The sequence below is a fragment of the Longimicrobiaceae bacterium genome, assembly GCA_035936415.1.
Lineage (GTDB): Bacteria > Gemmatimonadota > Gemmatimonadetes > Longimicrobiales > Longimicrobiaceae > JAFAYN01.
In genome coordinates this window covers 1-14836 of the sequence record DASYWD010000104.1, presented here as the reverse complement: position 1 = coordinate 14836, position 14836 = coordinate 1, and the positions used below count along the sequence as shown (strand labels likewise).

Annotated in this window: 6 protein-coding genes; all 6 read left to right on the top strand. The window is 75.0% G+C overall.

Going from position 1 to position 14836, the window contains the following annotated elements; all coding sequences use genetic code 11:
* Nucleotides 1–2030 (top strand): hypothetical protein (locus tag VGR37_04130; GenBank protein ID HEV2146582.1); only part of this gene is annotated, 2030 nt, incomplete at its 5' end.
* A gap of 232 nt (nucleotides 2031–2262) precedes the next feature.
* Nucleotides 2263–2859, top strand: a complete 597-nt coding sequence (locus VGR37_04125; GenBank protein HEV2146581.1) for a UpxY family transcription antiterminator — start codon at nucleotides 2263–2265, stop codon at nucleotides 2857–2859.
* A gap of 83 nt (nucleotides 2860–2942) precedes the next feature.
* Nucleotides 2943–4016, top strand: coding sequence for a 2,3-diaminopropionate biosynthesis protein SbnA (sbnA, locus tag VGR37_04120; GenBank protein HEV2146580.1), 1074 nt, complete (start codon nucleotides 2943–2945; stop codon nucleotides 4014–4016).
* Entirely contained in the window at nucleotides 4013–4777 is a 765-nt protein-coding gene (locus VGR37_04115) for an aspartate/glutamate racemase family protein (GenBank protein HEV2146579.1), read from the top strand. The genes sbnA and VGR37_04115 overlap by 4 nt, the downstream gene beginning before the upstream one ends.
* Nucleotides 4774–6294, top strand: coding sequence for a condensation domain-containing protein (locus VGR37_04110; GenBank protein ID HEV2146578.1), 1521 nt, complete (start codon nucleotides 4774–4776; stop codon nucleotides 6292–6294). Before VGR37_04115 ends, VGR37_04110 begins: the two co-directional genes overlap by 4 nt.
* A gap of 23 nt (nucleotides 6295–6317) precedes the next feature.
* Nucleotides 6318–14836, top strand: an 8519-nt coding sequence (locus VGR37_04105) for an amino acid adenylation domain-containing protein (protein ID HEV2146577.1), incomplete at its 3' end; no start/stop codon positions are given.

Below are 14836 nucleotides of genomic sequence, written 5' to 3'. Positions count from 1 at the left end.
GGGCGGCCCTGCGCCGGGCCCGGGCGGCGGCCGCCGACCCGGAGGCCCGTCCCGCGGCGGCGCACGTGGGCGATCACCTGGTCGGTGCGGGCGTTGCGGCGCTGGAGCGGGAGGTGGGGTACCGTCCTCCCCTCCGCCTGCGGGCGCAGCTCATCCTGCAGCGGCACCCCCTCCCGCTCTACCTGGGGCTCTGCGGCCTGTTCGTGGCCGCGGGCCTCGTGGGCGTGTTCGCCTACGCCGCGCGGCACGGCGCGGGAGCGGTCCTGCTGGCGGTGGCGGGGGTCGTCGCGCTCCCAATCCTGGTGGACGTCGGCACCTTCATGGCCCGCTCCCTGGTCGCGGGGCGCTTCCCCCCGCGGGTGCTGCCGAAGATGGCGCTGCCGGACGGGATCCCGGACGAGTACCGCACGCTCGTGGTGGTCCCGACGCTGCTGCGCTCTCCCGAGGACGCCCGCCGACAGGTGGTCCGGCTCGAGCGCCTGGCGGCCGAGAACCCCGACCCGAACCTGCGCTTCGCCCTGGTCTCGGACTTCACCGACGCCCCCGCCCAGGCCCTTCCGGAGGATAGAGAGATCCTCGTCGCGGCCGGTGCGGCGGTGGCGGAGCTGAACGGACGGCATGCCGACGCGCTGGGGGACCGCTTCTTCGTGCTGCACCGCGAGCGAGTCTGGAGCCCGGACGAGCGCTGCTGGATGGGGTGGATGCGCAAGCCCGGCAAGATCGAGGAGCTGAACCGCCTGATCCGGGAGCCTGCCGCCGGGACCGGCTTCCGCTGGGTGTTCGGCGCCTTCGAGCGGGTCGCCGCCACGGCCCGGTTCCGGTACGCGGTGATGCTGGACGAGAGCGATTGGTTCGGCCCCGGGTGCATCGCGGACATGGTGCGGACGGCGGCGCACCCGCTCAACCGCCCGCGATTCGACGCTCGGCTCGGGCGGGTGGTGGAGGGACACGGGATCCTCCAGCCCCTCGCGGTCCCGCTCGCGCCCCCGGTGCGGACGCGGTACTTCGACGTGATCACCGGTGCCTACGCACGCCGCCGTTCGGAGCGGGAGCCCGCGCCGGGAGGCGCGCCCCGGTATGCGCGCCACTTCTACCATGACGTGTTCGGGGAAGGGCAGTGCCACGGCAGGGCCATCTACGACATCGACGCGTTCCGGAGCGCCATGGAGGGGATGACCACGCCGTCGGCCGTGCCGAGCCACGATGTCCTGGAGAGCTACCCCCTCCGGGCGGGCAACCTGAGCGACATCCTGATGGACGAGGACGTGTCCGCGCGCTACGCTGTCGAGACCGCCATCTATCACCGCTGGGGCCGCGGCAACTGGCAACTGCTCCCCTGGGTGCTCCCCAGGGTGCGCGACGCGCGCGGCCGGTGGCGGCGCAACCCCGTGCCGCCCGCGTCGCGCCTACGGCTCCTGACGATCGCCAACATGCCCCTGGTGCGAATCTCCGCACCGGTGCTCCTGGTCCTGGGCCTGACCGTGCTCCCCGGCTCGGCGGCGGTGTGGGTGCTGCTCGCCCTGGGGCACCGTTCCCTGCACCTGGCGGTGATCGGAGGCCGCGTGCTCGCCGAGCTGCTGCGCTGGGCGGTGCTGCTCCCCCCCTTCCGCAGCGCCGCCGGGGCCGCGGCGCTGCGGAGCCGGCGCGACGAGCTGGTCGCGGTCGTCCTGGGATGCGCCCTGGCCGTGACCACCCTCGCGCACCGTGCGGCGCTCGCCGTCGACAGCATCGGACGGGCCCTATGGCGGATGCTCCGCCGCACCCGGCGCACGGAGTGGGTGACGCATGGGCAGAGCAAGGGCGCCGCCGGCAACCTGGCCGGCTATCTACGCCGCATGTGGATCTCGCCGGTGGCGGGAGCGGCTACGGCCCTCCTCGTGGCGGCAGCGAGCCCTGCCAGGCTCCCTGTGGCGGTGCCGCTGGTCCTGCTCTGGATGGCTGCGCCCTGGATCCTGTGGTACCTGGACCAGGCCGTTCCGGCCGCCGGGGTGGAACCCGGCCCGAAGCGAGTGCCGCAGCCGGCCGGGTGAACTTCCCCTGTGCAGCGGCGTTCACAGGGGGAGGGCGGTCTGGCACGCGGCTGCACAGCGGGTCGGCCGGTGTCCGCCGGGAAAACGCGGCGGTGTAGGCGTTTGTAGTGGCGCAGGCGGAAAATATGTGGGTGGCCTGGGTCTTGCCTTCTCTACGGGCAAACCTCACCTCTCGGTTCGGTCGCTCCTGTGACCGAGAGGGCTCCGCCGTGCCCCCAACCGTTCAGTGCGCATGCATGGTTCGACCTTCCCGGGCTTCGGCGCTCCTGTCTGCCGATTCGAAAGGGACCAAACGAGCAGAGAGCCGCACTGGTACGCCTGCTACACTCGGGGACGGCACGAGAAGAGGGTGGAAGCCCTGCTCCGGGAGCGGGGGGTCGAAGGCTACCTGCCCGTGATCCGCGCCCTGCGGAAGTGGAAGGACCGCATGAAGCTCGTCGACTGGCCGCTGTTCCCCAGCTACGTCTTCGGACGCTTCGCCCCCGATGACCTGTCGCGGGTGCTGGCGACCCGCGGCGTGGTCGAGGTCGTCCGCGTGGGCGGCCGCCCGCTCACGATCCCCGAGGAGGAGATCGAGAACGTGCGCCGCTTCGCGAGCGCCCTGAGCTCTGCCGGGGTGGAGCCCGAGCCGGAGCCCTTCCTGGAGAAGGGACAGGAGGTGCGGGTGTGCGAGGGGCCGTTCACGGGTGTCGTCGGGGTGGTGGTGGAAACCAGCCGCGGGCGGCGGGTGCTCGTGGGTGTGCGGGGGATCGGGATGGGCTTCGCGGTGGACGTAAACGCCCGGCACCTGCAGCCGGTCTCCGACCATGCCCGCAGCTCCGCCGCCTGACCGCGTTCCGCTGTACGCACCGCCTGCTCGCGCTGCTCCTCTCCCGGAACCCAGATCCCCACGTGCACCGCTGGATGACCGAAATGCAAACACAGGCTGGGAGCTCGCGCGCCACGGAGGCGGAGGACCGCTTCGCGCCCGGGGCACCGGACGGGGGGGCGCTGGCCGCGATCGGGTCCACCCCGCTTGTCCCGTTGACGGGATCCGCGGCCGGCACGAGGCTGCGGGTCTTCGCCAAGCTGGAGGGCGCAAACCCCGGGGGGAGCGCCAAGGACCGCCCAGCGCTGGCCATCATCCGGGCCGGCGTGGAGGCCGGCGCCATCCGGCCGGGGACGGTCGTGGTGGAGTCGAGCTCCGGAAACATGGGGATCGGGCTGGCGCAGGCGTGCCGCTACCTCGGGCTGCGCTTCGTCTGCGTGGTCGACGTCCGCACCACCGCCCAGCACATCTCCATCCTGCGGGCGTACGGCGCCGAGGTGGACGTGGTCACCGAGCCGGATCCCGCCACCGGGGAGTTCCTCCCGGCACGGCTCCAGCGCGTGCGTCGGCTCCTGGACTTCTTCCCCAGCTCGTTCTGGCCGGACCAGTTCTCCAACGAGGCCAATCCTGCGGCGCACCGCCAGGGCACCATGCGCGAGATCGCCGCCGCGCTGGCCGGTGGGGTGGACTACCTCTTCTGCGCCACCAGCACCTGCGGCACCCTGCGCGGCTGCAGCGACTACGCCCGGGCCAACGGGCTGCGGACACACATCGTGGCCGTGGACGCACTGGGGAGCGTGATCTTCGGCGGGCTCCCCGCCAGGCGGCGGATCCCGGGGCTGGGCTCCGGGCTGCTGCCGGACATCTTCCGCCCGGGGTGCGCGGACGGGCACGTGCACGTGGACGACCTGGACTGCGTGCGTGGCTGCCGGCGCCTGGTGGAGCGCGAGGCGCTGCTGGTGGGCGGGTCCTCCGGGGGGGTCTTCACCGCTTTCGAGCGGATGCAGGCGGAGATCCCGGACGGGGCCACCTGCGTGCTCGTCTTCTGTGACCGCGGCGAGCGCTACCTGGACACCATCTTCAGCGACCCCTGGGTCCTGGAGCACTTCGGTGACGTGCTCTCCCCCGCGTGCGGCGGCGCCTCCCGGCTCGCCGCCGCGGCCGCATCCCGCGGATGACGGCGCAGGCGGCGGCGCGCCGCGAGCGGGTGGGGGTGCTCGGGGGGATGGGGCCGCTCGCCTCGGCAGAGTTCCTCCGGACCATCTACGAGCACGGGGAGGGGGAGCGCGAGCAGGAGCTCCCGGTGGTGATGCTGTACTCCGATCCGACCTTCCCGGACCGCAGCGAGTCGTTCCTGGCGGGTCGCCCGGACGCGCTGCTGGCGCGGCTGACGGCGGCCCTGGGGGAGCTGGAGGCGCTGGGGGTGGACCGGGTGGTGATCTGCTGCGTGACGCTCCACCACCTCCTCCCCCGCCTTCCCGCGCGGCTGTCCGGGCGCGTGGTGTCGCTGGTGGACGTGGCCTGTGACGAGCTGGAGCGCCGCGAGCGGCCTCACCTGCTCGTGTGCACCGCCGGGACGCGCGCCATGCGGGTGTTCGAGAGCCACCCCCGCTGGGAGCGGGTCCGCCACCTGGTGCGCCTGCCGGAGGCCGCCGACCAGCAGCGGGTGCACGATTGGATATACGGCGTCCTCAAGCGGGGCGGCGACCGGGAGGCGGCCGTCTGCTTCCTGCGCGGGCTGCTGGCCCGCTACGAGGTGGGCGCCCTGCTCGCCGGGTGCACCGACCTGCACCTCCTCGTCCGCTCCCTGGCCCGTCCCGCCGACGGCCTCGGCCCCGTGGACTCCCTGGACCCGCTGGTCCTGATCGCCGGCCGGATTGCCTCCGGCGCGCTGCACGGACCCGTCGAGCTCTCCCTCCCGCCGGGCGTTCCCGCATGAGCGACCGTACCGCCCGGCTCCGGGAGCTTTCCCCCGAGCAACTCGCCCGGCTCCAGGCCCGCCTGCAGCTCCGCCAGCGGAGCGCGGGCGAGGCGCGCGCGGCCGGTTCGGCGTCCGCGATCCCGCGCGCCGACCGCGGGGGAGAGCTGCCGCTCTCCTTCGCGCAGGAGCGGCTCTGGTTCTCGGAGCACCTGGAACCGGGAACGGCGACCTACAACGTCGCCCTCGTGCTGGAGGTACGCGGGCCGCTGGACGTGGCGGCGCTGGAGGCCAGCTTCGCTGCAATCGTGGGGCGTCACGAAGTCCTGCGCACCGTTTACTCCCTGGGCGCGGCGGGGCCGGTGCAGCGCGTCCTCCCGGCGGACGGGTTCCGCCTCGCCGTGGAGGAGCTGTCGGGGGTGCCGGGGGAGGCGCGCGCGGCCGAGGCGCGGCGGCGCGCCGCGGAGGAGGTGCAACGCCCCCTGGACCTCGAGCGCGGACCGGTGATCCGCGCCTCCCTGCTGCGTCTCGCGCCGGAGTCGCACGTGCTCGTGGCGGTAGTGCACCACATCGCCTTCGACGCGGCGTCCACCGGGGTGCTGGCGGGGGAGCTGGCGGCGCTCTATGGCGCCCTCGCCGGCGGGCGGTCCTCGCCGCTCCCGGAGCTCCCCCTCCAGTACGGGGACTTCGCGGTCTGGCAGCGCGCCCGGCTTCGCGGGCCGACGCTGGAGGCGCAGCTCGCCTGGTGGCGGGAGCGGCTGGCCGGGGCGCCCGGCACGCTGGCACTGCCGGACGACTACGCTGGGGAAGTGTCGCCCTTCCGGGCGGCGAGCCACCCGCTGGAGATCTCCCTGGAGCTGGCGGAGGCGCTGCGGGCGCTCTCCCGGCGGGAGGGGGTGACGCTCTACATCACGCTCCTGGCCGTGTTCAAGACGCTGCTATGCGTCTGGACGGGCGAGGAGGACGTGGTGGTGGGGACCTCCGCCAGCAGCCGGCAGAGCCCGGAGCTGGAGCCGCTCATCGGCTTCTTCGTGAACACCTTCCCGCTCCGCACCGACCTGGGTGGGGACCCCACCTTCCGGGAGCTGCTGGGGCGCGTGCGCGAGTCGATGGTGGGGGCGTTCGCGCACGCGGACGTGCCGCTGGAGCAGCTCGCCGCGGAGCTGCACGGGAGCGGCGCGGGGAGCCGGACGCCGCTGTTCCAGGCCTTCTTCAACCTGCTCGTGGCCGGCGGGGAGCCGCTCTCGCTCCCTGGCCTGGAAGTGGAGGTTCGGGAGCCGGCACTCGAGGCGATCAAGTTCGACGTGGAGCTGTGGGTGACCGACACCGGCCGCGGTGTGCGGGCGGTCCTGGGCTACAACGCCGCCCGCTTCGAGCCCGCCACCGCCCGGCGCATGGCCGCGGAGCTACAGGCCGTCCTCCGGGAGGCAGCGGCCGACCCCGACCGGAGGATCTCCAGCGTCTCGGGGTTCCCGGACGAGGAGCGGGCCGGGCTCGTCGACGACTTCAACGATCCTCTGGAACTCCTCCCCAACTGAACGGCACCCACAAGCGGAAGAGCATGCCACACCAGAGTGTGCAGGAGCTGTTCAGCCGGACCGCCGCGCGCGTTCCGGACCACGTCGCGGTCGCCCGCGGCGAGCTGCGCGTCAGCTACCGCGAGCTGGAGGAGCGCTCCAACGGGATCGCGCGCTTCCTCCTCGACGCCGGGGTGGAGAAGGGAACCCTGGTCGCCATCCTCTCCGGCCGGGCGGAGGAGACCGTCGCGGCCATCCTGGGCGTGCTCAAGGCCGGGGGGGTCTTCGTCCCGCTTGATCCGGAGACCCCGGCCGACCGCCTGCGGGCCCTGCTGGGCCAGGTGGAGCCCGGCTTCTTCCTGGTCGAGCCGGGGCTCCGGGGGATGCTGGGCGACCTGGTCGCGAACGCCCGGGTGGCGTGCCTGGGCGGGGAGCTTTCGGCGGCGGCGTGCCGGACCCCGGAGCGGCCGGAGGTGGTCGGCGGCCCGGACGACATGTGCTACGTGTACTTCACCTCCGGCTCCACGGGGACGCCCAAGGCGATCGCCGGGCGGCTCAAGGGGATCGACCACTTCGTCCGCTGGGAGACCGGGACCTTCGGGGTGGGGGAGGGGACCCGTGTCAGCCAGTTCACCAGCCCGGCCTTCGACGCCTCGCTGCGCGACTTCTTCGTCCCGCTGTGCGCCGGCGGGACGGTGTGCGCCCCGGAGACCCGGGAGACGCTCCTGGACCCGGCCGCGCTGGTGGAGTGGATCGACCGCGAGCGGATCGAGCTGGTGCACTGCGTCCCCTCGCTCTTCCGCTCCATCGTCCAGCAGGAGCCCGCGCCGGAGCGCTTCCCGGCACTGCGGCACGTGCTCCTGGCGGGAGAGCCGCTCCCGCCCGTGGACGTGCGGCGGTGGATGGACGTCTTCGGCGAGCGGGTGGAGCTGGTGAACCTGTACGGCCCCTCGGAAACGACCATGGTGAAGCTGTTCCACCGGGTCACGCGCGCCGACGCCGACCGCCGCTCCATCCCCATCGGGCGGCCGATGGAGGGGGCGCGGGCCGTGGTGGTGGACGAGAGAGGGCGGGCGTGTCCGCCCGGCCGGGTGGGGGAGATCCTCATCCGCACCCCCTACCGCACGCTGGGCTACTACCGGCAGCCGGAGCTGACCGCGCAGGTCTTCGTCCCCAACCCCTTCAACCCGCGGCAGGACCCCGAGGACCTCGTCTACCGGACGGGCGACCTGGGGCGGGTGCTGGACGACGGCAGCCTGGAGATCCTGGGCCGCAGGGACCACCAGATCAAGCTGCGCGGCGTCCGCATCGAGCCGGGCGAGGTGGAGCACGCCCTGCGCACCCACCCGGCGGTGCGCGACGTGGTGGTGGTGGACCGCGAGGACGCGCGGGGGGAGCGGCTCCTGTGCGCATACGTGGTGCTCGCCGGACCCACGCCCGCCGACGCGCTGCGGGAGCACCTCTCGGGACGGCTCCCGGAGTCCATGCTCCCCGCGGTGTTCGTCCCCCTGGACCGGCTCCCCCTGACCGCCACCGGCAAGGTCGACCGTGGCGCCCTCCCGGCGCCCGCGCCCGCCGTGCATGACTTCGTGGCGCCACGCACCGCCACCGAGGAGGCGCTGGCGCGCGTCTGGACGGAGACCCTGGGCGTGGAGCGGGTGGGCGTACACGACAGCTTCTTCGCGCTGGGCGGCTACTCGCTCCTGGCGGCGCAGGCGGTGGCGCGGGTGCGGGACGAGTTCGGGATCGTGCTGCCGCTGCGCGCCCTCTTCGATGCGCCCACCGTGGCGGGGCTGGCGGAGCGGGTGGAGGCGGAGCGCGCGGCCGCGGCCGGCCCGGCGGAGGCGCCGATTCCCCGGGTCCCCCGCGACGGCGCCGCGCCGCTCCCGCTCTCTTTCGCGCAGGAGCGCCTCTGGTTCCTGCAGCAGCTGGACCCCGCGGACACGACCCACAACATGGCCGGGGCGCTGCGCCTCTCGGGCGCGCTGGACGCGGCGGCGCTGGAGGGGGCCCTGGCCGGGGTGGTGCGCCGGCACGAGACGCTGCGCACCCGGATCCTCACCACGCCGGCCGGACAGGCGGTGCAGGTGATCGACCCGCCCGCCCCGGTGCCGCTCCCGCTCGACGATCTGGCCGCACTTCCGGAAGGGGAGCGCGAGGGCGAGGCACGCCGCCGCATCGCGGCCGAGGTCCTGCGCCCCTTCGACCTGGAGCGCGGCCCCCTCTTCCGGGTGCGCCTGCTGCGCCTGGGCGAGGAAGAGCACGTCCTCGCCTGGACCGTGCACCACATCGTCTCCGACGGGTGGTCCTCGGGCGTGCTGGCACGCGAGGTCTCGGCCCTGTACGCCGTCGCGGTGGGGGCCGGGGCGCCGGAGCTCCCGGAGCTGCCGGTGCAGTACGCCGACTACGCCGCCTGGCAGCGGGAGCGTCTCCCGGCCGACGCCGTGGAGCGCCAGCTCGCCTGGTGGCGGGAGCACCTCGGCGGCGGGCTGCCCAACCCCGAGCTGCCGCGCGACCGCCCGGCGCCCGCCGAGCGTACCCACGCCGCCGCCCAGGAGGTCGTGGTGCTCCCGCGCGCGCTGGGCGACCGGCTGGCAGCGCTGGGACGGGCGGGAGACGCCACGCCCTTCATGGTGCTCTTCGCCGCCTTCAACGCGCTGCTGCACCGCTACACCGGGGAGGACGACCTGGTGGCGGCCACCGCCGTGGCGGGCCGCGGCTTCCGTGAGCTGGAGGGGCTGATCGGCTTCTTCGTCAACACCCTCGCCCTGCGGACGGAGCTGTCGGGCGACCCCACCTTCCGCGAGCTGGTGGCCCGGGTGCGCGCCACGGCGCTGGCGGCCTTCGCCCACCAGGAGGTCCCCTTCCAGGCCGTGGCGCGCGCGCTGGACCCGCACGGGGCAGGGAGCGAGGCGCTGACGCGGGTGATGTTCGTCCACCAGCACGCCGCCGCCGGGAGCGAGCTCCGCCTCCCCGGGCTGGAGGTGCGTCCCTTCCCGGTGGCGACGGGGGGCGAGAGCTTCGACCTGACCGTGTGGGCCACGGACGCGCCGCACGGGGTGTTGGTGCAGGCCCAGTACCCCACCGACTTCTACGACGCGGCCACCGTGCGCCGCCTGCTGGGGCACTTCGCCACCCTGCTCGAAGCGGCGGCGGCGGACCCGGAGCGGCGCCTGTCGGAGCTCCCCCTGCTCACGGCGGGGGAGCAGGCGGAGCGCGAGGCGCTCAACCGCACGGCGGCCCCCTACTGCGACGCTCCCCTTCACGAGCAGGTGGAGGCGCAGGTGCGGCGCACCCCGGATGCGGTGGCCGTGGAGTGGGGGGGCGAACGCCTCTCGTACGCGGAGCTGAACCGCCGGGCGAACCGGCTCGCGCACCTCCTCCGCGCGCGTGGGGTGCGCCCGGACGGGCGCGTGGGGCTCTGCCTGGAGCGGTCGCCGGAGATGGCGGTGGCGGTGCTGGGGATCCTCAAGGCGGGCGCCGCCTGCGTACCCCTGGACCCGGCGTACCCGCGGGAGCGGCTGGCGCTGATGCTGGAGGACGCCGGCGCGCAGCTGGCGGTGACCTCCGCGGCGCTGCGGGACCGCCTCGGCTCCGGGGTGGAGGCCCTGCGGGTGGAGCTGGACCCGGCCGCCCCGGGGGCGACGGAGGACGACCCCGTCTCCGGCGCGTCCGCGGACACCCTGCTCTACGTGATCTTCACCTCGGGCTCCACGGGGCGCCCCAAGGCGGTGGCGGTGCCACATCGTACCCTGGCCAACCTGCTGGCATGGCAGCACGCCCAGCCGGAGTACGCCGTGGGAGCGCGCACCCTGCAGTTCTCCACGCTCAGCTTCGACGTCGCCTTCCAGGAGATCTTCTCCACCTGGATTACCGGCGGGACGCTGGTGCTGATCCCGGAGGCGGTGCACAGGGACGCCGCGCGCTGGGTCCCGCTCCTGGCCGCGGCCCGGGTGGAGCGCCTCTTCTGCCCCTTCGTGGCGCTGCGCCAGCTGGCCGGGTGGGTGGACGACGGGGCGCCGCTCCCGGCATCGCTGCGCGAGGCGATCCCCGCCGGGGAGCAGCTCCAGACGACCCCGGCGCTGGTCCGCCTCTTCGAGCGGCTCCCGGGGTGCCGGGTCCACAACATGTACGGCCCCAGCGAGAGCCACGTGGTCACCGCGCACACCCTGGAGGGCGATCCCTCGGGGTGGCCGGCCCTCCCGCCCATCGGGAGGCCGGTGTGGAACACGCGCGTGCACGTCCTGGACGCGCACCTCCAGCCGGTCCCGGTGGGGATCGCGGGCGAGCTGTACCTGGGCGGCGACAACCTGGCGCGCGGCTACCTGGGGCGGCCGGACCTCACCGCGGAGCGGTTCCTCCCCGACCCCTTCGCCACCGCGCCGGGTGAGCGTCTGTACCGCACCGGCGACCGGGTGCGCCTTCGCCCCGACGGAGCCGTCGACTTCCTGGGGCGGCTAGATCACCAGGTCAAGGTGCGGGGCTTCCGCGTGGAGCCGGGCGAGGTGGAAGCCGTGCTGGCGCTGCACCCGGCCGTGCGCGGGGTGGTGGTCACGGCCCTCCCGGACGCCGGTGCCGGGCGGCGGCTCGTCGCGTACACGGTGCCGGCGGAACCGGTCACGGTGACGGAGCTGCGGGCCTTCCTTGAGGAGCGGGTGCCGCCGTACATGGTTCCCTCGGCCTTCGTGTTCCTGGAGCGGTTCCCTCTCCTCCCCAGCGGCAAGGTCGACCGCCGCTCCCTTCCGGACCCCGAGGCGGCGCGCCCCGCGCTGGCGCAGCCGTACGCGCCGCCCCGCACTCCCGCCGAGCAGGTGCTGGCCGGCGTGTGGTCGCGGCTGCTGGGCGTGGACCCCGTGGGGATCCACGACCCCTTCCCGGAGCTGGGCGGCGACTCGATCCTGGCGATCCAGGTGGTGTCGCAGGCACACCGCGCCGGGATGCGGATCACCCTGCAGCAGCTCTTCGAGCTGCGCACCGTCGCCGCGCTCGCGGAGGTGGCGGCTGCCGTGGAGCCCCCCGCGCCCGGCGGCGAGCGGGCGCGAAGCGAGGAGGCCGGGGAGACGGTCCACCCCCTCTCCCCCATGCAGCAGGGGATCCTCTTCCATTCGCTCCTGGCGCCGGACGAGGCGGCCTACGTGGAGCACGTGCACTGCAGCTACGCGGGCCCGTTCGACGCCGAGGCGTTCCGCGGCGCGTGGGGCGGGCTGGTGGAGCGGCACCCGGCGCTGCGCACGACGTTCGCCTGGGAGGGGGTGGAGGCGCCGCTGCAGGTGGTGCACCCCCACGGGGAGCTCGATCTGGAGGTGCACGACTGGCGCGGCCGCGGGGAGGCGGCGCGGCGCGACCTGGCGGCGCGGGTCGGGGCCGAGGACGGCCGCCGGTACGCGCTGGACCGGCTCCCGCTGATGCACCTCTCGGTCTTCCTCCTGGAGGACGACTCCTTCGACTTCGTCTGGAGCTTCCACGACATCGTCCTGGACGGGTGGTCGGCGTCGGCGGTGCTGCGCGAGTTCCGCGAGGGGTACGACGCGGCGCGGGAGGGAGGGGCGGTGGAGCTGCCGGAGCCGCTCTCCTTCGCGCGCTACCTGGAGTGGCTCGCGGACCAGCCGCTGGACGCCGCCCGTGCGTACTGGGAGGGTGCCCTGGCCGGCCTCTCCGCCCCCACCCCGCTGCGCTCCGTGCTCCCCGCGCCGGCCGCCGACGAATCGCGCGGCGAGGCGTACCGCCGGCACGGGCTGCACCTGACGCCGGAGGCGACCGGACGCCTCCTCCGGGGCGCGCGCCGCCACGGCCTGACCCCCAACGACCTGTTCCAGGGCGCCTGGGGGCTCCTGCTGTCGCGCTACACGGGGGAGCGGGAGGTGCTCTTCGGGGGCGTGACCGCCGGGCGCTCGGCCGGACCGGAGGGGGTGGAGACCGCCGTGGGCGTGCTGGTCAACACCCTCCCGGTGCGGCTGCGGGTGCGGCCGGAGGCCCCGCTCTCCGACTGGCTGACGGAGCTGCAGCGGAGCCAGCGGGAGGCGCGCGCGCACGAGCAGATCGCCCTGTACGAGATCCAGCGCCTGGCCGCCGCCGCCCGCTTCGAGAGCATCCTGGCCTTCGTCAACTACCCCGAGGACGACGCGCCGGGGTGGCGGGCGCGGCGCTGGTCCATGCAGAACGTGGGATACCCGCTCTTCGTGCTGGCCCGCCCCGGCGAGCAGCTCTACCTGGAGGCCACCTTCCGCACCGCGGAGCTCGCCGGGGCGGCGGTGGAGCGGCTCCTGGCGCACCTGGCGACGGTGCTGGAGGGGATGGGCGCGGCGCTGGACGGGGAGGCGGCCGTTCCGCTGGGCCGCCTCCCCTGGCTCACCGCCGCGGAGCGGGAGCACCTGCTGGAGGAGTGGAACCGCACGGACGCCGGGCTGCCGGAGGAGGGCCTCGCGGAGCGGTTCGCCGCGCAGGCGGCGCGCACGCCGGAGGCCACGGCGGTGGTGTGGGGGGCGGAGCGCGTCTCGTACCGGGAGCTGGAGCGGCGCGCGGGCCTCCTGGCCCGGCATCTCGCGGAGGAGGGGGTGGGACCGGAGACGATCGTCGCGCTGCTCACCGAGCGGGGGCTGGACTTCTGGACCGCGGCGCTCGGGGTGCTGCTGGCCGGCGCGGCGTACCTCCCGCTGGACCCTGCGCACCCGCCCCGACGGCACCGGCAGGTGCTGGAGGGGAGCCGCACGCCGCTGGTGCTCGTCGCGGGGGCGCTTCGCCCCGCGCTGGAGGCGGCGGTGGCGGAGATGGACGCTGCCGCCCGCCCCTGCGTGCGCCCGCTGGAGGATGCGCTGGCCGGCCCCGGCCCCGGCGGGCCGCTCCCTGCGCCGCCTTCGCCGGACGGGCTGGCGTACGTGATCTTCACCTCCGGCTCGACCGGCACGCCCAAGGGGGCGATGGTGGAGCACCGGGGGATGCTGAACCACCTGCACGCCAAGGTGCTCGAGCTGGGGCTCGGCCGCGGGGACCGGGTGGCGCAGACCGCGTCGCAGTGCTTCGACATCTCGGTGTGGCAGTTCCTGGCTCCCCTTCTCGTCGGCGGCGAGGTGCACGTCCTCCCCGACGAGGTCGCGAACGATCCCGCCGCCCTGGCCCGGGAGGTGGAGGCGCGGGGGATCACCGTGCTGGAGACGGTCCCCTCGCTGATGCGCACGCTGGTGGAGGAGCTGCGCAGTCCGGGGGGCGCCCCCGTCCCGCTGCGGGCGCTGCGCTGGATGATCCCCACCGGCGAGGCGCTCCCCCCGGAGCTGGCCCGCGACTGGCTGGAGGCGTACCCGCACGTCCCCCTCCTCAACGCGTACGGCCCCACCGAGTGCTCGGACGACGTCACCCACCACCCGGTGCACGAGCCGCCCGCGCCCGGGGTGCGCAGCGTCCCCATCGGACGGCATCTCCCCAACGTCCGCCTGTACGTGGTGGACGCGGAGCTGGACCCGGTCCCGGAGGGAGTCCCCGGGGAGCTGCTCGTGGGCGGGGTGTGCGTGGGCCGCGGCTACGTCCACGAGCCCGACCGCACCGCGGACGTCTTCGTACCCGACCCCTTCGGCCCCACCGCGGGGGGGCGGCTGTACCGCACCGGCGACCGCGTGCGGCTCCTTCCCGGAGGCGAGCTGGAGTTCCTGGGCCGCATCGACTTCCAGGTGAAGGTGCGGGGCTTCCGCATCGAGCTGGGCGAGATCGAGTCCGTCCTCGCGGAGCACCCCGCGGTGCGGCAGGCGGCGGTGGCGGCCCGGGAGACCGGGCGCGGCGACCGGCAGCTGGTGGCGTACCTGGTGGCGCACCCGGAGGGGGTTCCCACGGCGGCGGAGCTGCGGGCCCACGTGGCCGCGTCCCTCCCCGAGTACATGGTCCCGGCGGCCTGGGTGGAGCTGGACGCGCTCCCGCTGGGCGCCAACGGAAAGCTGGACCGCCGGGCCCTCCCGGCGCCGGACGAGGAGCCGGTGCGGACGGGGGCGGTGTACATCCCGCCCGCGGACGGGACCGAGCAGGGGCTCGCGGGGATCTGGGCGGCGCTGCTGCGGACCGGGCCGGTGGGGCGCGGAGACAACTTCTTCGAGCTCGGCGGGGACTCCATCCTGGCGATCCAGGTGGTGGCCCGCGCGCGGCAGCAGGGGATCCTCCTCACCCCGCGCGACCTGCTGCGCCACCCGACGCTGGCGGAGCTCGCCGCGGCCGCCCGGCCGGCGCGCCGGATCCTGGCCGAGCAGGGACCGGTCACGGGCGAGGTGCGGCCCACCCCCATCCAGCGGTGGCTGCTGGAGGACCCCCGGCCCGACCGCCACCACTTCAACAACGCGGTGCTGCTCCGGGCGGAGGCCCCGCTCTCCCCCGCCGCGCTGGCACGCGCCGCCGGGGCGCTGTTCCGCCACCACGACGCGCTCCGCCTCCGGTTCCGGCACGAGCCGGCGGGGTGGCGGGCCTGGATCGACGCGCCGGGTGGGCCGGCCTTCGCGCACGTCGACCTGTCCGGAGCGGCGGGGACCGGCGAGGACGCGGTGCGGCGGGCCGCCGCCGCGATGCAGCGGAGCCTGGAGCTGGAGGC